We start from the raw sequence: 18,993 nt of genomic DNA on the forward strand, positions 1-18,993 counted from the left end.
AGGGTGTAGGTGTATGAACCGTCAGCAGCCAGCACCAGCTTGCCGTAGGTCCCTTCGATGGTTTGCGGGGTGATCGGACCGCTGGCGATGCGGTCGGCGCCCTGAATGTCGTTATCCAGCACGTTGCCGGTGAGGCTCAGCTGATTTTCCGTGGCGGTCACCGCGTTGGTGTCTGCCATAGCCTTTGGCACATCATCGACGATGTTGATGTCCAGCGAGCCGCTGGCCACATCACCATCGGTATCGCTGACGGATACGGTGATGCTCTCCCCCAGCCCATTGGTCCCAGCCCCATTGGCGTGGGACTCGGCGCCCGTCAGGGTGTAGCTGTAACTGACAACACCAGTCGCGGCATCGTATCCGGTGATGGTTAGAACGTTCCCAAGCCCAGTGACAATGGATTGGCCCACGCCGGTCACCGCACCCGCAGTGACGACGTTGATGCCACCGACATTCAGATTGAACACCCCATCTGCAGCCACCACGGTAAAACTGCCGTTCTGGGTGAGCGCCGCTGGATCGCTGGCCGATCCTTGCGCCAAATTGGCTTCATTCAGCGACAATTCGCCGCCGCCAACGTCCAGGCCGTCAAGAATAACCGGATGGTCTACTTCAGGAACGAGCGGCGGCGGAGCGTCGTCGTTGCTGTCATTGAGCAAACCGACATCCAGATCCCGGAGTTCGGCAAAACCGTTGAAGCCCGCGGTAGGAAAGCCAATGATCGGATCAACTCGACCGGCCACCTCACTGAGCATGACAAAGGAGTGCCCGCCACCGACGGCGCCCGGAGCACCGCCACTACCAGGACCGGCGGCAGTTGGATCAGCTTCCTGGCTCGGGTCAGCCCCCGCAGCGATGGCCTGCTGGAGTTTCTCCACGTCTGTCAGTTCAGCCTGGCTAGGTGCCAGTGCTTCTGGCGCATCGACATGGGGGGCCTGATTGGCCAGCAGTTGAGGCGTAAGCTCAAGACTACTGTCACGGCCCAAGGTCAATTCGGCACCGTTTTGCAGATGAACGGCAATCGCTCCAGCGGCCCCCGTTTCCAACTGCTCGCCGGCAAACAGCCGGTCACCTTCGGCAAGTGCCCGACGAGTACCGTCGTTGGCGACTGCGAAGACCTCTCCGACTACTTTGCTGACAACACCGATTAGCTTGGCCATGAGCGCTCTCCTCTGCTGCAAAACGGTTTTTCGCAGGAAAGCACTCTGAATCGCGCGTGGTCGGCCGTGGCGCCTGCTGGAGTCGTTACTCGACAAGCGCTAAAGGCGAAGGCTGATTTTCAATGAAATCAACACCTTCGCGTGATCGACACACAGTGAACGTGGAATTGATCTGGCAAACCGGCAAATGCCAAAAAATTGTCGCCAAATCTGATTTTCCTCCATCCCCTCCGCTACATCCGTGCCCTTTGCTGCAAAAAAAATTGAACTAATTGCCGACGCCCGAAAAATGCACTCCAGCGTGGAATCCACGGGTCGCCCGATATGAACAATGTCGTGGATTCCTTAGAACGCATAAGTTTTTTTTCGCATAACCCTTATGAAAAATTCTTCTTAGCTATTCTTATAAATGTTCTTAGCTCTCATGTTACAAGTTTGAAACGGTTTAGACTCAAAATTCCGTCATTTTTTTGACGACAGCAATACATAAATTAGAAATCAGGGAGAAGTACCCCATGCGCGTTTTGACCCCCATCACCGGCGCGATTTTTTTGGCTATGGCCTCTGCCAATGCCCTGGCGATGTCGATTACGGAAGCTGTTCAAAGCGCCGTGGACCAACATCCTGAAATCAACGCGAGCCGCAACAGCCGATTATCTGCAGACGAAGACGTCAACGTTGCCAAAGGTGGCTGGTACCCACGCGTTGATCTGGTTGCAGGCTATGGTCGGCAGAAATCCGACAACACCAACACCCGCGGTTCCAACATCGACGGCTCACGCGATCACAACAAGGAAACACTGAATTACACCCAATCGGATCTGCGCTTGCGGCAGATGTTGTTTGACGGCTTCAACACCCCGAACGAAGTCGGCCGCACCGAGGCTGTGGTGAACTCGCGCGCCTACTACACCCAGGCAACCGCCCAGAGTGTTGCCCTGCGCGCCATCGAGGTGTACCTGGAAGTGCTCAAGCGGCGCGAACTGGTGACCTTGGCCACCAACAACCTCCAGGCTCACTTGCGCGTCAATGACCAGATTGGCTTGCGCAGTGAGCGTGGCGTGGGCAGTATCGCTGACCGCGATCAGTCCACCGCACGTCGCGCCCTGGCAGAAAACAACCTGTACACCGCCGAAGTCGACCTGGCCGATGCCGAAGCCAACTTCTACAGCGTTGTCGGACGCGTCCCCGATGAGCTCGAAACACCGGTCACCATCAAGGGCGAAATGCCTGCAAGCCTGCTGGACGCCCGTCAGGACATGCTTGAGCACAACCCCTACCTGAAGTCGGCCCAGGCCGATGTGCAAGCCGCCGAGCAGCAGTATGAAGTGGCCAAGTCGCCGTTTTATCCACGTCTGGACGCAGTGCTGGCCACCGGTGCCAACAACAACACCGCAGGCCAGGTCGGTCACGATAACAACGACTGGCAAGCCGGTGTCGAGCTCAGTTACAACCTGTTCCGTGGCGGCAGTGACAAAGCCCGCCTGCAGTCGGACGCACACAAGATCAACCAGGCGATGGACATTCGCAACAACGCCCTGCGAACCCTCAACGAGGACTTGGCGCTGTCGTGGAACGCCATGACCAACGCCCGCAAGCAAACCCCAACCGCGCGCGAATACGCCGACACCACAACCCGAGTACGCGCCGCCTATCAGGACCAGTTCGGGCTCGGCCAGCGCACCCTGCTTGACCTGCTCGACAGTGAAAACGAGCTGTACAACGCCAACCGCCGGTATACCGAAGTACGCTATGTCGAAGAGTTCTCGATGTATCGGGTTCTGGCCAACATGGGTGAACTGCTGAACAAACAGCGAATTTCTCTGCCCCCTGAAGCCATTGCCGCGAGTGAAGTGAGGAGCGAAGCCCGTTTGCCTGATATGCGCTAATCCTAAAACCGCTGCAGGAGTAGGCCATTGTGACCAGCATGCAACCTGCGAGCTCGGCGGCGGATCCGCGCCAGAGTTTCGATGACCCGTTACTCGATGGATTGCTGATTCTCTGCAAGCTGCATGGTTGCACGCTCAGCCGTGCCGGCCTGAGCGCCGGGCTGCCGCTGGCGCAACAGCGGCTGAGTCCTGACCTGCTGTCACGCGCTGCCGCGCGTGCCGGCTTGCAGGCACGTGTGCTGCGCCGAGAGTTGAACGCGATTTCTGCGCTCAATCTACCGGTGCTGCTGCTGCTCAAGGAGGGTCGTTGCGCGGTGCTGCGCCGCTGGGGCGAGAATGATCAGGCGTTGATCCTGCCCAGCGAGGCCGAAGGCGGTGAGCAATGGGTCAGCCGTGAGGAACTGGCCCAGGCCTATAGCGGCGAAGCTTTGTTTGCCCGCCCCCGCCATGAACTCGAAGACCTGCGCACACCCTTGATGCCACGGGTCAATGCCTGGTTCCGCGACACCTTGAAACTGTCGCGCTGGCTTTACAGCGATGCGGTGTTGGCCAGCCTGCTGATCAACCTGCTGGGGCTCATGGTGCCGCTGTTTGTCATGCAGACCTATGATCGGGTGGTGCCCAACCAGGCTATCTCGACCTTGTGGGTGCTGGTGGCTGGCCTGCTGATCGGCACCCTGTTCGAGCTGATCCTGCGGGTGGTGCGCGCTCATCTTTTGGATCAGGCCGGGAAAAAGACCGACCTGATTCTTTCGGCGACCTTATTCGAGCGCATCACTGGCATGTCGATGAAAGCACGCCCCGCCACTATTGGCGGCTTTGCTCAAAGCATCCACGACTTCCAGGGGCTGCGCGAATTTCTCACCGCGGTGACCCTTACCAGCGTCATCGACTTGCCGTTCGTGGTGTTGATGTTGGTGGTGATCGGCCTGCTGGGTGGCTGGTTGGTGGTAATCCCCCTGATCGCCTTTCCAGTGACCATTATCTTTGCCCTGCTCATCCAGGTACGGCTGCGCGATACCGTGGAAAAAAGCCTGGCCTTGGGCGCCGTGCGCCAGGCCCTGCTGATCGAAACCCTTGGCGGCCTGGAAACGCTCAAAGCCTGCAGTGCCGAGAGCGAGCGTCAGTTCCAATGGGAAAGCACCCACGGCGCCCTGACTCGACTCGACGCCCACGCCCGCAACCTGTCGGCACTGGCCACCAACGGCACATTGTTCATCCAGCAGTTTTGCGGCATGGCGACGATTGTCGCCGGTGTCTACAGCATCATCGCCGGGAATCTCAGCGTCGGCGCGCTGGTTGCAAGCTACATGCTCGGCAGCCGTGTGTTGGCGCCGCTGGGGCAGATAGCCGGGCTGATCACGCGCTACCAGCAGGCGCAACTGACCATGCGCAGCACCGACGCCTTGATGGCCTTGCCGCAGGAACGCCAGACCGGCCAACAACCGCTGGAGCGCACCCAGTTGCACGGTGCGCTCGAAGTCAGCCATGTCAGCTTCCGCTATGCCGGTCAGAACGCCCCCGCCCTCAATGCTGTGAGTTTCACCGTAAAGCCGGGTGAACGCATCGGCATCATTGGCCGTAGCGGCTCGGGTAAAAGCACCCTGGCGCGCTTGATGATGGGCTTCTACGCCCCTGACGAAGGGCAGATCCTGCTCGACAATCTTGACCTGCGCCAACTGGACATCGCCGACCTGCGCACCCAGATCGGCTACGTTGCCCATGATTTGCCATTGCTGGCCGGTAGCCTGCGCGACAACCTCACCCTCGGCGCGCGCTACATAAGCGATGCGCGCATGCTTGAAGTTGCCGAACTGACTGGCGTCAGCGACCTGGCACGTCAGCATCCGCAAGGTTTCGACCGCCCTGTGGGTGAGCGTGGCCAGTTGCTCTCCGGCGGGCAACGCCAAGCAGTGCTGCTGGCCCGGGCAATGCTGCTGGAGCCGCCCATCATGATTCTCGACGAGCCCACCAGCCACATGGATAACGCCAGCGAAGACCAACTGCGCCAGCGTCTGCATGGCTGGGTTCAGGGTAAGACGTTGCTGTTGGTTACCCACCGCACCTCGATGCTCAGTCTGGTTGACCGGCTGCTGGTGCTGGACAACGGCAAAGTCGTGGCCGATGGGCCCAAGGAAGCGGTTATCGATGCACTGCGCAAAGGCCGGGTGGGTTCGGCCATCTAGGGAGTTCAGTCATGTCTATCAGCCAAGGCTTGCGCAGTTACTTCCAGAGTTTCGGCAAGACTGCAGAGCGCGACTATATGCCCGATCTGGCCGGCGCCACATTGCAGGATTCGCCGCGTCTGTCGCGAATCACTGTATGGTTGGCTGCCGCCTTGTTGCTCACAGCCCTGACCTGGGCCTGGTTCGCCGTGCTCGACGAAGTCACCATGGGCGAAGGCAAAGCTATTCCATCGAGCAAGATCCAAGTCATCCAGAACCTTGAAGGCGGTATCGTCACGGAGATTTTTGTTCGCGAAGGCCAAGTGGTGAACAAGGGCGATACCTTGCTGCGCCTGGACGACACCCGTTTCAAATCCAACAAGGGTGAAAGCGAAGCAGACCGCTATGCCCTGACCGCCCAGGTCGAGCGATTGTCTGCCGAAGCCGAGGGCCGCCCGTTCCAGGTGTCTGAGGAAGTACTCAAAAAGGCACCTCAGGTGGCCGAGGACGAATTGTCGCTGTACCAGTCCCGGCAACGGCGCCTGACCAGCGAGCAGCAGACACTCAGTGAACAGCTCCGGCAGAAAACCCAGGAACTGGCGGAGTTCCGTTCCAAGGCTGAGCAATACCGCTCGGCACTGGCCCTGCTGCAACAGGAACTGAATATGTCCACGCCACTGGTGGGCACCGGCGCCATTTCACCGGTGGAAATTCTTCGCCTTAAACGCAGCACCGTGGAAGCCCGTGGCTCGCTGAACGCGACCACGCTGGCCATTCCCCGGGCAGAGGCGGCGGTTGCGGAAATGAAAAGCAAGATTGAAGAATCGGAAGCAGGCTTTCGCTCGGAAGCGGCCAAGGAACTCAACGAAAAACGCACCGACCTGTCGAAGATTACCGCCTCAAGCATCGCCATTGATGACCGCGTTTCGCGTACTACTGTGGTCTCGCCAGTACATGGCATCATCAAACTGCTCAAGATCAACACCATCGGTGGCGTCGTGCAGCCGGGCAGTGATCTGGTAGAGATCGTGCCCCTGGAGGACAACCTGCTGATCGAGGCGAAAGTACGCCCACAGGACGTTGCCTTCCTGCACCCGGGACAACAGGCAATGGTCAAGTTCAGCGCCTATGACTACACCATCTATGGCGGGCTCAAGGCCAAGCTGGAGCTGATCAGCGCCGATACCGTAACTGACGACAAGGGCAACTCCTTCTACCTGATCCAGGTGCGCACCGACAAAAACCACCTGGGCGGAGACAAAAAGCCGTTGCTGATCATTCCTGGGATGACGGCCACTGTAGACATCATCACAGGACACAAAAGCGTGCTCGACTACCTGCTCAAACCCGTGCTCAAGGCACGCACCGAAGCCATGCGCGAGCGCTGATTTCCCGGCCCTGCGATGAGGCCAGTGCCGCCTGAATAGAAAAGGCCGCAACGCATCCCCTCGCGGGGCAAGCCTGCTTTTACTGATCGAGGTGATTGCGCTGATACGTCTCTGAGCCCATTGCTGCAATCTGCCCTTCGATCAGGGCCTCGAACGGCTTGAGCAACTCATCGAAACAGGCCGGCGCCTCGAGCACATTCAACGCCTGCACCACTGCCTCCACCGTCGACAGTGCTCCTGCTGCCGGTGCTTTGCGCAGGCGGTAGCGCGAAGGCTGGACCTCGGCCAATGTCACCCGTGGCAGCGCCGCCAATTGTGGATTGAGGTGCAAAAGCTTACTTGCCTTGCGCCATGTGCCATCGGGTACAACCAATAGCCACGGGCGTTGATCGGCGATATCGGTATAGGCCAGCAAAGGCTGCGCCTCGCCTCCCGGAAACAGCAACCCACTGCGGTACCCCGGCACGTCGATCAATTCGGCCAGGTCGTCAAAGACCTCCCCCACCCGCAAGTACGCATTACGCAAACCAAGTGCCGCCAGTTTCGCGGTATTGAGGGCGTGACGCACTTCACTGGGATGCTGCAACACCAGCACACGCGTGCGGCTTTCGAGTGACGGGATCAACGCACAAAGGCAATGGGCTTGGGGGCGCAGGCAGCGCTCGCAGTGAATTCTGGACATCGGGTTCTCCTGGGCCGACAAAGTGTGCCAGCAGTCCCGATAAAAACCCACTTCCCTGTAGGGAAACGAAGAACTTCAGCGATTGAAGCGTTCGGTCACGCCGGGGTCAACTGTGCTTTGAGCAAATCGCGGAAGGTTTGAATCAAGGGTTCCCGGCTGCGGCCTCGCCGAATGATCATGGAAAACGGCGCCTGATAACCGAACGTCGCTGGTGACAACACGCGCAAATCCCCCTTGTCAGCCCACGCCTGAGCATAGTGCTCGGGTAAGTAACCGATGTAGGCACCGGATAACACCAGGATCAGTTGCGCCTCCATACTTTCCACCGTTGCGGCGCTGTGCTTGAAGCCATGGCGAGCGAGTTCCGCCTGGCTCCAATAGCCGCGCCCGACCATGCGCTGCTGGGTAATCACCTGTTCGGGGATGCGCCGTTCGTTGAACAGCGGGTGACGGTTGCTGCAGTACAACCAGTGTTGTTCGCGGTACAACGGTTGATAGACCAGCCCGCTCATGCGCGTGGAGAACGCGCCGATCGCCAGGTCCAGGCGGTTGTCCTGGACGCCCAACTGCAACTCATAGGGGCTGGACACTGACAGGTGCAAGTGCACCGCGGGATGTTCCTGGCTATAGGCACCGATGGCCTCAGCCAACGGCAAGGCCCGATCACCTACCGTCGAGTCAATCACCCCCAAGTTCAGCGTGCCGCGCAGCTCACCCTTGAGGGCTGCGGCGTACTGCTCGAAACCATCGATTTCTGCCAGCAGGCGCAAGGTTTCCTGATGAAACAACTCACCTTTACTGGTCAGGCTGAAACCTCCGCGGCCGCGATGGCACAGGACAATCCCTAACGCTGCCTCCAACTGACTCATATAGGTACTGATGGCTGACGTGGAAAGGTTGAGCTCGCGTTGAGCGTTGGCGAAGCCTTGATGGCGCACAACACTGACAAAAATGCGCAGAAGTTTCAGGTCAGGCACAGCAGAAGCCATGGTTGCTAGCACTCAGGAAGATGGCAGTAGGAAAAGTCTAACCTGCTTAACGGCATTAGTTTAGAAAAAGCTGAACTAAGTATTTGTCTGTAGCGATTCTCTTTGCCCACTACCTTTTGCAGACTCTGCGGCAATGCACCTGCTTGCCAGCGTTCCAGGGTTTAAATCGCCCCGGCAAGACAGATTCAAACAACTAGAACAATCGAACCGATGAGGCCCGACCGTGGACAAAATTCTTCACCAACCACTGGGCGGCAACGAAATGCCGCGCTTCGGCGGCATCGCCACCATGCTCCGTCTCCCTCACCTGCAAAGCGCCGAAGGCCTTGATGCCGCGTTCATCGGCATTCCGCTGGACATTGGTACTTCGCTGCGCTCCGGCACCCGCTTCGGTCCACGGCAGATCCGTGCCGAGTCGGTGATGATTCGCCCCTACAACATGGCCACTGGCGCTGCCCCGTTCGATTCCCTGTCGGTTGCCGACATCGGCGACGTAGCGATCAACACCTTCAATCTGCTCGACGCTGTACGGATCATCGAAGAGGCCTACGACGAGATCCTCGAACACAACGTCATTCCCATGACCATGGGCGGCGATCACACCATCACCCTGCCGATCCTGCGGGCGATCCACAAGAAGCATGGCAAGGTTGGCCTGGTACACATCGACGCGCACGCCGACGTCAACGACCACATGTTCGGCGAGAAGATCGCCCATGGCACCACCTTCCGCCGCGCCGTCGAAGAAGGCCTGCTGGACTGTGACCGCGTAGTGCAGATAGGCTTGCGCGCCCAGGGTTATACCGCCGAAGACTTCAACTGGAGCCGCAAGCAGGGCTTCCGTGTCGTTCAGGCCGAAGAATGCTGGCATAAGTCCCTGGCCCCCCTGATGGCTGAGGTTCGCGAGAAAGTGGGCGATGGCCCGGTTTACCTGAGCTTCGACATCGACGGTATCGACCCGGCCTGGGCGCCTGGCACCGGCACCCCTGAAATCGGCGGCCTGACCACCATCCAGGCCATGGAAATCATCCGTGGCTGCCAGGGTCTCGACCTGATTGGTTGTGACCTTGTGGAAGTCTCCCCCCCCTACGACACCACCGGCAACACCTCCTTGCTCGGTGCCAACCTGCTGTACGAAATGCTCTGTGTCCTGCCGGGTGTCGCTCATCGCTGATCGACAGGCACAAGGAGCTACAACGAGGCAGGAGCCATGATCGCCGGGTCGCACAAGCGGCCTGCGCAGTAGACGAATGACCGGCGCCAGGCTTGCCTGGCGCCAGGATCGATCTCACCATAATAAAGATAATCGGAGACACCCATGGCCTTAGACTTATTCGTTGTCTTGATCTATGCGGCCGGCATGCTCGGGCTGGGCTGGTACGGCATGCGCAAAGCGAAAACCCATGAAGACTATCTGGTAGCGGGACGCAACCTGGGCCCGAGCCTGTACATGGGCACCATGGCGGCTACCGTGCTCGGCGGTGCTTCGACTGTCGGTACGGTCAAGCTCGGCTACGTTCACGGTATTTCGGGCTTCTGGTTATGTGCAGCCCTGGGCCTGGGCATCATCGCGCTGAACCTGTTCTTGGCCAAGCCGCTGCTGCGCCTGAAAATCTTCACCGTCACTCAAGTGCTGGAACAGCGCTACAACCCAATGGCCCGTCAAGCCAGCGCAGTGATCATGCTCGCCTATGCCTTGATGATCGCCGTAACCTCGACGCTAGCAATCGGTACCGTTCTGCAAGTGCTGTTCGAGATGCCCTTCTGGGCTGCGATCCTGCTCGGCGGCGGCGTGGTGGTGGTGTATTCGACCATCGGCGGCATGTGGTCGCTGACCCTGACCGACATCGTCCAGTTCGTGATCAAGACTGTCGGTCTGATGTTTGTCCTGCTGCCGATCTGCTTGTACCGCGTGGGTGGCTGGGATGAACTGGTAGCCAAGCTGCCGGCTTCAAGTTTCAGCCTGACCACCATCGGCTGGGACACCATCATCACCTACTTCCTGATCTACTTCTTCGGCATTCTGATCGGCCAGGATATCTGGCAACGGGTGTTCACCGCGCGGGACGAAAAAGTCGCCAAGCGCGCTGGTACCACTGCTGGCATCTACTGTGTGATCTACGGTCTGGTGTGTGCAACTATCGGCATGGCAGCCCATGTCCTGCTGCCGGACCTGGGCAACGCCAACAACGCCTTTGCCGCCATCGTCAAATCCGCACTGCCTGACGGCATCCGCGGCCTGGTAATTGCTGCTGCCCTGGCGGCCATGATGTCCACTGCCAGTGCTGGCCTGTTGGCAGCTTCGACTGTACTGACCGAAGACCTGTTGCCCAAACTGCGCGGTGGCAAGCAGTCGAGCCTGACGATCAACCGCCTGTTCACCTGCCTCACCGGTATTGCCGTGCTGGGTATCGCCCTGGTTGTCGAAGACGTGATCAGTGCCCTGACCCTGGCCTATAACCTGTTGGTCGGTGGCATGTTGGTACCACTGATCGGGGCGATCTACTGGAAGCGTGCGACCACTGCCGCTGCAATCACCAGCATGACCCTGGGCTTCGTCACTGCCCTGGCCTTCATGATCAAGGATGGGATGGATGCCAACACGCCAATCTACTACAGCCTGTCGGTGGCATTGATCAGCTTTGTGGTTGTAAGCGTGATGTCTCGCCGCCCGGCGGGTGCAGTCAACTTGGCCTGAGCCTGACCAACGGTGGCCGTCGCATCACGCTGATGCGGCGGCCCAAGCCTGACGCTAGCGACGAGGCTGGCGTTTGCGCTGCTCTTCGTCGGTAGGGATCGGCACCGGCTGCAATGGCGGTGGAATCAAACCCAGAGCCGCTGCCAGGTCGTGAAGCCAGTTGAACAGATTATTTCTCATAAATCCCCCTCACGGGTCAGCCTGCACGGCGTTTCAATCCTGCGATGCTTCATACAGATCATAGCCCTATGTCTTACATTACGCATTCTCTTGGACTACAACTTGGGTCGATGTTGACCTTAATCAAGCCCTAACCGCGCGCTCCGTCGCCGTCGCAACTGTTTCGCCTTGTTGCAGATCGATCCACGCACTCAAATTTGCGCCGCACATACCCTTGCGCCACATCAACCAGGTGGTTGCCTGATCGAACGGCGTCTGCAAGCGGTGCGCCGTCACACGCTCACGTCCGGGCAAGCTATCGAGCATCGACTGAGCCATCAACGCCACCCCTGCCCCAGCAATCACGCATGCCAACATACTGGGATACGACTCAATCTCCATGACTCGGCCCATGGCAGCATGGTCGTGGGCGTACCAGGCCTCCAGGCGCATCCGGTAGGAACAGCCCTGGCGAAAGGTGAATACGGCCTGCCCGGCTACATCCTGGGCGCTGAGCACCGGCGGATGATCTGGGTCGGTAATCAGCACCAGGGTTTCGTCGCACAATGGCACGCCATCCAGCCCGGCCAGTGCCAGCGGGCCGTCCACCAAGGCAGCATCCAGTCGACCATTGACCAGCCCTTCAAGCAGCTCGCCGCTGGGCGCTGCCTGCACTTGCAGGTTCACCGCAGGATAAGCCTTGTGATAGCGCGCCAGCAGCGCCGGTAGCTGTATCGCTGCCGTGCTGTACATGGTGCCAAGGGCAAAATTGCCCGCCGGTTGCCCGCCCTGCACTGCCGCAAACGCCTCATCTCGCAGCGCCAGCATGCGCCCGGTGTAATCGAGCAGCACCTTGCCGGCCGGTGACAGTTGAAGGCGTTGGCGCTCACGACGGAACAACTCGACCCCCAATTGCTCTTCCAGTTGCCGCAGGCGCGTGGAAAGGTTCGACGGCACGCGGTGCAAGCGCTCCGCAGCGCGGGTTATCGACCCCTCTTCGGCGACCGCCTGGAAGATACGCAACTGACTGAGCTCCACAAGTTATTCTCCAGAACAGAACAAGTTAATCATGATTATTCAATTTTACTGAAAGTCAATCGCCCTTAGCCTGACGGTCATTGCAGCCCCTTTGAGGAACTCGACCATGTCTGCACATAGCCGCCTGCTCGCCAGCGCCGTGGCCCTGATGATGGCCATGGGTATCGGCCGCTTCGCCCTCACCCCGCAATTACCGCACTTGATTGGCGAAGGCCAGATAACCCTGACCGCCGCCGGCCTGATTGCCGCCGCCAATTACCTGGGCTACTTCTTAGGTGCACTGGATGCAATGTTCGCCCGCCGCCCCCGTCAAGTGAGTGCTCGCCTTCAGGGTGGCTTGTGGCTGTGTGTGCTGTTGACCCTGGCCTCGTTCTGGGCCAACGGTTTCTGCAGCCACTTGGTGCTGCGTTTCGGCACGGGCGTGGCCAGTGCCTGGGTACTGGTGATGCTCACCACACTCAGCCAGCAAGTGGCCGCCGCCAGTAAGCAGCCCAGGCTCGGCGCCTTGGTGTTTGCCGGGCCGGGGCTGGGCATCGCGCTCACCGGCCTGCTGGCGCTTCTTGCCAACCTCTACGGACTGAGCGCCGCTTCGCTGTGGCTGGTCTATGCCGGTGCTGCGCTGGCGATGTTGCTGGCAGTGGTGCCTTTTCTGCCCCGCCCGCAAGCCCCGCTGGCGCCCAGTACCTCTCAAGCAGCGCAAGAGCCGACCCACGGGATCACACGCCTGGGCCTGATCTATGCGCTTTACGGGGTCGGCTACATCATCCCAGCCACGTTCATGTCGCAAATGGCCAGCGCCCGTCTGCACGGGCATTGGTTGGCAGATCTATTCTGGCCGGGGTTCGGTCTGGCGGCGGCGTTGGGGGTGGTGCTAACAAGCTTGCGCCGACCAGGTTGGGGCAGTACATCACGCTGGTTGATAGCCACGCTCTGGCTGCAAGCCGTGGGTGTGTTCGCTTGCCTGCTGGGCAATGGCCTGGGACTGGCCATGGGCGTATTGCTCTGTGGCACGCCGTTTCTAGCGTGCATGCTGCTGGTAATGCAGCGCCTGCGCGAACTGTCGCCCCAGGGCTACCAGCGCAACACCGGCCTTCTGACCGCCTGTTTCGCGCTAGGCCAACTCAGCGGCCCGCTGCTCGCTGCGCTGAGCAATCAGTTCGCCGCGAGCCTGCAGCCCGCGCTGATTTTCGCGGGCTGCGGCCTGCTGCTGGCTGGCGCGCTGCTCTGGCGAGTGCAACCTACCCCAGTAGGCTGCGCAAACGTCGGCGCACCCACTGCTCAGCACTGACCATGGTGACCCCCAGCAAAACCATCACCGCGCCAAGCACGAAATTCAGGCTCAGAGGCTCGCCCAGAAGCACCACACCAAAGGTCACCCCGAATAACGGAGTGATAAAGGAAAACACCGCCAGGTTCGACGCCAGATAGCGCCGTAACAACCAGAACCAGGTCAGGTAGCTGAAGAACGACACGATCAACCCTTGGAACAGCAAGCTACCAATCGACAGCGGCGTGAAATGAACATCGCTGACCTGTCCACTCAGGACGGCGATAAGCAACAGACCAACGAAACCCACTGCCAACTGATAGAACAAGGTCAGCGTCGCAGGCGCCTCGGACAACCGCGAAGCACGCACCACTACAGTGGTTGCCCCCCAGGCCAGGCCTGCCAGCACACCAAACGCGTCGCCCAGGAGCATCCGGCTGTCCATGTCCGACAGCGAAACACCACCGGCGAAGGCATAGGCGATGCCGGCAAAGGCCAAGACAATGCCCAACCATTGCAACGGTCGCAGCCGTTCACTGGGCAACAGCAGGTGCAAGCCCAGGGCGGTAAAGACTGGCGCGGTATAAAGAAACACTGACATGTGCGCCGCCGAGGTCAGTTTCAGACCTTCGGCGATGAACAAAAACTCCACCCCAAACAGCGCGCCCGCCAACAGCCCGCCTCGCCAGGTGTGCGCAACCTGTTCCCAGCCGCCACGAAAACAGATCAACAGCCCCACCAGCACCGCTGCCATGCCGGAACGCAGGGCTTGCTGCATGACCGGCGCGATATCCGGTGCGGCCATCTTGATCATCACCTGCTGAATGCCCCAGATCAGGCACAGCACCAGCATTATTTGCAGAGCAAAGGCATCGGTATTACGGCGGGTGGCGCTCATTGCGGGCACCCGCTATCGGCGAAGGGCATGGCAGACTCTCGGCAGCTGTGGATCCAACGCCAATTATCAGCGGCCCACGGTCTTCATTACCAGCCTTGTATGCACTCAGGCAATTTGCGCTTTCGACGCCAATGCGTCGAAGGTCGCTTCATCCAGTGCATCCTCCTGCTGATCGAGCACCTCACGTGGGTGATCGTTGCCCGGAATACTGCTGTCGATCAGGCTGAGCAGGCATGAGCCACGAGCGGTGAGGACAAAGTTCTCGCCATTGCCCCCCTCTTCCTCAGGACGGCTTTCGATATAGCCGCGCTCAAACAGCAACTTTTCATACTCACAGGCGCGTGTCTTCAGATGATCCAGATCACCCGACATCTGGCCCTTGGCGGCCAGGTCCGCTGCATGCTGCTCAGCGTAGGGACGCGGCGTAAAGCTGTGACCGGCACCGTTCTGCACTTCGTGCAACAAACGTTCGATCAAGTCCCAGTCGTAGTTACTCATCGGCATGGCCTCACTCAAGGATGTGTATGGTTGTGACCGACACCAACGGCAGCGGTTCGACTGAACTTTGCGCGCACTCTGGCGCTCAACCACACAACCATGCCAAGGGAGCTGTGCCGATGAAAACCCTGTTGAACATTGCCGCCGCCGCTAGCCTGTTGCTGGCCCTGCCCAGTTGGGCATGCACACTTGAAGAAGCCACGCAAAAGCGTGAGGAATTGGCCAAGGAGGTTACCCGACTGACGGAGCAGAATCCGCAGAAGGCCAAAGAAATCAATGACGAGCTGCAAGGCATGAAGCTGGACAGCGCCAGCAAGGACCTGCCGGACAAATGCCAACTGATCGACAAGCGGCTGCAAGAGCTGAGATCGGCAGAGAAGAAGGTGTGAAGCCGTAATGTGTGCAGGCGTCGGCGGTGCCGGCGAGCGCCCGATGTACGCGATGCCCGGCTATACCGGGCATCGCCAGCAAGGCTGACGCCTGCCTGAGGCCCGCCTTTACTCGGCAGCCGGTGCCGGCTTGCGACGCTTCAACGGCGCCAGGCCGTCAGCGCTTGCCAGGGGTGCATTCGGCTTTGGCTTGGCGGTCGGCTTGCGCTTGGCTACCACCTTCTTGTCACCTTTTTTGTCGGTCTTTTTCTTCTTCACGCCCGCGGCTTTGCCCGACGCCTTGACCTTTTTCGGTCCGCTGTAGGTGCCTTTGACTTCCTTGATGACTCGACGCTCGAAGCTCTGTTTCAGGTAGCGCTCGATGCTCGACATCAGGTTCCAGTCGCCATGACAGATCAGCGACACCGCCAGACCTTCGTTACCGGCACGGCCGGTACGACCGATACGGTGCACGTACTCGTCGCCGCTGCGTGGCATGTCGAAGTTGATGACCAGATCCAGACCGTCCACGTCCAGACCACGGGCCGCCACATCAGTGGCTACCAGCACCTTGGCGCCGCCCTGCTTCAGGCGTTCGATGGCCAGCTTGCGATCTTTCTGGTCTTTGTCGCCGTGCAGGACGAAAGCCTTGATGTCCTTGGCTACCAGGTGGCCGTAGATACGGTCGGCCATGACCCGGGTATTGGTAAAGATGATCGCCTTTTGATAGGTCTCGTTGGCCAGCAGCCATTGGACGATCTGTTCTTTGTGCTGGTTGTGGTCGGCAGTGATGATTTGCTGACGGGTGCCGTCGTTGAGCTGGCTGACAGTGTTGAGCATCAGGTGCTCGGGGTCCTTGAGCACTTTGCCGATCATATCGCGCAAGCCCGCACCACCAGTGGTGGCGGAGAACAGCAGGGTTTGCTCACGGTTCGGGCACTCGCCGCACAGGCGCTCGACGTCTTCGGCGAAGCCCATGTCGAGCATGCGGTCGGCTTCGTCAAGAATCACTACCTGCACATGCTCAAGCTTGAGGTTGCCGGCATTCAGTTGCTCGAGCATGCGGCCTGGGGTGCCGACCAGAATATCCGGCACCTTGCGCAGCATTGCAGCCTGTTCCTTGAAATCTTCACCACCGGTGATCATGCCGGCCTTGATGAAGGTGAACTGGGCAAAACGCTCAATTTCCTTGAGGGTCTGCTGAGCCAACTCACGGGTTGGCAGCAACACCAGGGCGCGGATCTCGACACGTTTTTGTTTCAGGTCAACCAGACGGTTGAGCACAGGCAGTACAAATGCAGCAGTCTTGCCACTACCGGTTTTCGCCGTTACGCGCAGGTCACGTCCCTGCAAGGCCAGGGGAATAGCGGCCGCCTGCACGGGAGTCGGCTCTACGAAGTTCAATGCAGCAACGGCTTTGAGCAGGCGTTCGTGCAGGGCGAATTGGGAAAACACGGGTGTACCTCGGGCATGAGCAGAAATTCAGCCGTATAGGGTAACGTTTTCCAGCGCCTACGCCGAATTTCTTTTGGCATTGATGCACCTTTCCGGGCTCTAATAACCCTTCATTTTCTATTCGGACACGTCAACTACCGCATGGCTATTGAACAGTTCTGGCAAAACGCCCTCGATCTCTGGGGCACTCTCGATCAACACCCCGTGCTGCATGCAGGCCTTGGACTGACCATTTTGCTGGTCATCGCCCTGGTTCTGGGACGAGTGGCACGCTTTCTGATTCTTCACGCCGTCAAGCTGCTGGGCCGACAACCGGCCCTGCATTGGATGCACGACCTGCTGCACAACAAGGTTTTCCACCGTTTGGCGCAAATGACCCCGTCACTGGTTGTGCAATTCGGGCTCAAACTGGTGCCGGAGCTCAGCAGCACCAGCCAGCATTTCCTCGGCAACGTAGCACTGGCGTTCACCATCCTGTTCCTGGTGCTGGCGATCAGTGCCCTGCTCGATGCCCTGCTGGACATCTACGCCCGCACTGAATATGCCCGCACGCGCTCGATCAAGGGCTACGTGCAACTGGCGAAGATGGTCCTGTTCATATTTGGCGCGATCGTCATTGTTGCCACCTTGATCGACCGCTCGCCGCTGCTGCTGCTGTCGGGCCTGGGTGCAATGTCGGCGGTGATCCTGTTGGTGTACAAGGACACCTTGCTGTCGTTCGTCGCCAGCGTGCAACTGACCAGCAACGACATGCTGCGCGTCGGCGACTGGATCGAAATGCCGCAGGTCGGTGCCGACGGCGACGTGGTGGATATGACCCTGCATACCGTCAAGGTGCAGAACTTCGACAAGACCATCGTCTCCATCCCCACCTGGCGCTTGATGTCCGAGTCGTTCAAGAACTGGCGCGGCATGCAGCAGTCCGGCGGCCGACGTATCAAGCGCAGCCTGTTCATCGACGCCGGCGGCGTGCGTTTCCTGAGCAACACCGAAGAAGAGCGCCTGAGCCAGGTTCGGCTGTTGTCCGACTACATCACCCGCAAGCGTGCCGAACTCAAGGCCTGGAACCAAGCACAGGGCAATGTCGCCGAACTGTCGGCCAACCGTCGGCGCATGACCAACATCGGCACCTTCCGCGCCTACGCCCTGGCCTACCTGCAGAGCCACCCGGAAATCCAGCCGAACATGACCTGCATGGTCCGCCAAATGGCCACCACCGCCCAGGGCGTACCGCTGGAAATCTACTGCTTCACCCGCACCACCGCATGGGCTGACTACGAGCGCATCCAGGGCGACATCTTCGACTACCTGTTGGCAGTGATGCCCGAATTCGGCCTGAGCCTGTACCAGCAGCCTAGCGGCAACGACCTGCGTGCCGGCCTGCTACCGTCTTCCCAACCCAGCCTGCAACGGACGCTGAGTGCCGAGACGGCCGAGCCATAGGGACGCCAGAATCACCGCCCCGCCGATGAACAACCTGCCCAGGGGCTCGTGCTGATTCCAGATCAGCAAGTTGAGCAGCAGCCCCACCGGTACGTGCAGGTTGTTCATCACTGCCAGGGTCGCGCCGGAAACCAGACACGCGCCCTTGTTCCACCAGTACAAGCCCAATGCCGTCGGGCACAGACCCAAAAACAGCAGCACCAGCCATTGCACGTCGGTGCTTGGCAGGTGCTGGCTGTTGCCGAACGCCACAAACGCAGGCAGCACCACCAACAAGGCACCCAGGTAGAAGTAACCGAAACGCCGGTAATGCGGCAGGTCGCTGGGATTTCTAGCGATCAGGTGACGGTACAGTACCTGACCGGCGGCATAGGTGAAGTTGGCCAACTGCAGCAGCAAAAAGCCCATGAAAAAGTCCGGGCTGATCCGATCAAAACGAATCACCGCCGCGCCCGCCACGGCCACCAGAGCCGCCACCAGCGCCCAGGGATTGAAGCGACGGTTCAAGGCATCTTCAATCAGGGTCACATGCAGCGGTGTGAGAATGGTGAACAGCAGGACTTCCGGCACCGTAAGCACCCGGAAGCTCAAGTACAGACAAACATAGGTGATGCCGTATTGCAGCGCGCCAATCAACAGCATCGAGCGCATGAAGCGCGGCTCGACCTGACGCCAGCGAGTCAATGGCAAAAATACCAGTCCAGCCAGCACCACCCGCGCCAACACGGCGAAATAGCTATCAACGTGGCCAGCCAGGTACTCACCGATCAGACTAAAAGAAAACGCCTGGATCAGTGCAACGATCAATAAATAGCCCATGGGTGCCCCTTGCAGTAGAGGCGGCGACCTTAGCCGTTCGCGATATCTGCGGCAACTGCCGGACAGCACACATAAAA

The 18,993-nt window shown here is 59.6% G+C and carries 17 protein-coding genes; 8 read left to right on the forward strand and 9 right to left on the reverse strand.

The window, feature by feature from the left end:
- On the reverse strand, positions 1 to 1,160 hold a 1,160-nt coding region (locus V0R60_RS11460; protein WP_330079733.1), incomplete at its 3' end, for a retention module-containing protein.
- Between the two features lie 515 nt (positions 1,161 to 1,675).
- Here V0R60_RS11460 and V0R60_RS11465 point away from each other — a divergent pair.
- From V0R60_RS11465 to V0R60_RS11475, 3 genes are read left to right on the forward strand one after another with little or no spacing between them, the layout of a single operon-like run.
- Positions 1,676 to 3,049, forward strand: a complete 1,374-nt coding sequence (locus tag V0R60_RS11465) for a TolC family outer membrane protein (protein WP_203541921.1) — start codon at positions 1,676 to 1,678, stop codon at positions 3,047 to 3,049.
- A gap of 38 nt (positions 3,050 to 3,087) precedes the next feature.
- Entirely contained in the window at positions 3,088 to 5,235 is a 2,148-nt protein-coding gene (locus V0R60_RS11470) for a type I secretion system permease/ATPase (RefSeq protein ID WP_375547274.1), read from the forward strand.
- 11 nt (positions 5,236 to 5,246) lie between these two features.
- Positions 5,247 to 6,602, forward strand: coding sequence for an HlyD family type I secretion periplasmic adaptor subunit (locus tag V0R60_RS11475; RefSeq protein ID WP_330079735.1), 1,356 nt, complete (start codon positions 5,247 to 5,249; stop codon positions 6,600 to 6,602).
- 79 nt (positions 6,603 to 6,681) lie between these two features.
- Here V0R60_RS11475 and V0R60_RS11480 read toward each other — a convergent pair whose 3' ends face one another.
- Both V0R60_RS11480 and V0R60_RS11485 read right to left on the reverse strand, forming a co-directional pair.
- Positions 6,682 to 7,284 (reverse strand): tRNA-uridine aminocarboxypropyltransferase, encoded by a 603-nt coding sequence (locus V0R60_RS11480; RefSeq protein WP_330079736.1) that lies wholly within the window; start codon positions 7,282 to 7,284, stop codon positions 6,682 to 6,684.
- A gap of 95 nt (positions 7,285 to 7,379) precedes the next feature.
- A complete protein-coding gene (locus V0R60_RS11485) occupies positions 7,380 to 8,273 on the reverse strand; it encodes a LysR family transcriptional regulator (protein ID WP_136477616.1) in 894 nt (297 codons plus the stop codon).
- Positions 8,274 to 8,496: 223 nt separating this feature from the next.
- On the opposite strand from V0R60_RS11485, the gene speB reads away from it, so the two are divergent.
- Together speB and V0R60_RS11495 are read left to right on the forward strand one after the other, a co-directional pair.
- The gene (gene speB, locus V0R60_RS11490) at positions 8,497 to 9,447 is read left to right on the forward strand and encodes an agmatinase (protein ID WP_136477617.1); all 951 of its coding nucleotides are present in this window, start codon (positions 8,497 to 8,499) and stop codon (positions 9,445 to 9,447) included.
- Between the two features lie 144 nt (positions 9,448 to 9,591).
- A complete protein-coding gene (locus V0R60_RS11495; protein ID WP_330079737.1) occupies positions 9,592 to 10,971 on the forward strand; it encodes a sodium:solute symporter in 1,380 nt (459 codons plus the stop codon).
- A gap of 54 nt (positions 10,972 to 11,025) precedes the next feature.
- Here the strand turns inward: V0R60_RS11495 and V0R60_RS11500 are convergent, their stop codons facing one another.
- Together V0R60_RS11500 and ptrR are read right to left on the reverse strand one after the other, a co-directional pair.
- Positions 11,026 to 11,151: a PA1414 family protein gene (locus V0R60_RS11500; protein ID WP_256205393.1), complete on the reverse strand. Its 126-nt coding sequence runs from the start codon at positions 11,149 to 11,151 to the stop codon at positions 11,026 to 11,028.
- Positions 11,152 to 11,274: 123 nt separating this feature from the next.
- A complete protein-coding gene (gene ptrR, locus V0R60_RS11505) occupies positions 11,275 to 12,168 on the reverse strand; it encodes a putrescine utilization regulator PtrR (RefSeq protein WP_330079738.1) in 894 nt (297 codons plus the stop codon).
- 106 nt (positions 12,169 to 12,274) lie between these two features.
- Here ptrR and V0R60_RS11510 point away from each other — a divergent pair, with 106 nt between their 5' ends.
- Positions 12,275 to 13,456: a YbfB/YjiJ family MFS transporter gene (locus tag V0R60_RS11510; RefSeq protein ID WP_330079739.1), complete on the forward strand. Its 1,182-nt coding sequence runs from the start codon at positions 12,275 to 12,277 to the stop codon at positions 13,454 to 13,456.
- Here the strand turns inward: V0R60_RS11510 and V0R60_RS11515 are convergent.
- Together V0R60_RS11515 and V0R60_RS11520 are read right to left on the reverse strand one after the other, a co-directional pair.
- Positions 13,407 to 14,333, reverse strand: coding sequence for a DMT family transporter (locus V0R60_RS11515; RefSeq protein WP_330079740.1), 927 nt, complete (start codon positions 14,331 to 14,333; stop codon positions 13,407 to 13,409). The genes V0R60_RS11510 and V0R60_RS11515 overlap by 50 nt on opposite strands.
- Positions 14,334 to 14,438: 105 nt before the next feature.
- On the reverse strand, positions 14,439 to 14,831 hold the full coding sequence (locus tag V0R60_RS11520) for a transcriptional regulator (protein ID WP_136477622.1): 393 nt from the start codon (positions 14,829 to 14,831) through the stop codon (positions 14,439 to 14,441).
- A gap of 119 nt (positions 14,832 to 14,950) precedes the next feature.
- Here V0R60_RS11520 and V0R60_RS11525 point away from each other — a divergent pair, with 119 nt between their 5' ends.
- A complete protein-coding gene (locus V0R60_RS11525) occupies positions 14,951 to 15,220 on the forward strand; it encodes a hypothetical protein (protein ID WP_136477623.1) in 270 nt (89 codons plus the stop codon).
- Positions 15,221 to 15,328: 108 nt separating this feature from the next.
- Here V0R60_RS11525 and V0R60_RS11530 read toward each other — a convergent pair whose 3' ends face one another.
- On the reverse strand, positions 15,329 to 16,654 hold the full coding sequence (locus V0R60_RS11530; protein ID WP_136477624.1) for a DEAD/DEAH box helicase: 1,326 nt from the start codon (positions 16,652 to 16,654) through the stop codon (positions 15,329 to 15,331).
- A 141-nt stretch (positions 16,655 to 16,795) separates the two neighbouring features.
- Between V0R60_RS11530 and V0R60_RS11535 the strand changes: the two genes are divergently transcribed.
- Positions 16,796 to 18,097, forward strand: a complete 1,302-nt coding sequence (locus V0R60_RS11535) for a mechanosensitive ion channel family protein (RefSeq protein ID WP_330079741.1) — start codon at positions 16,796 to 16,798, stop codon at positions 18,095 to 18,097.
- Here V0R60_RS11535 and V0R60_RS11540 read toward each other — a convergent pair.
- Positions 18,038 to 18,916: a carboxylate/amino acid/amine transporter gene (locus V0R60_RS11540; RefSeq protein ID WP_136477626.1), complete on the reverse strand. Its 879-nt coding sequence runs from the start codon at positions 18,914 to 18,916 to the stop codon at positions 18,038 to 18,040. The genes V0R60_RS11535 and V0R60_RS11540 overlap by 60 nt on opposite strands.
- Positions 18,917 to 18,993: the final 77 nt, after the last annotated feature.

The sequence above is a fragment of the Pseudomonas auratipiscis genome, assembly GCF_036324085.1.
GTDB lineage: Bacteria > Pseudomonadota > Gammaproteobacteria > Pseudomonadales > Pseudomonadaceae > Aquipseudomonas > Aquipseudomonas auratipiscis.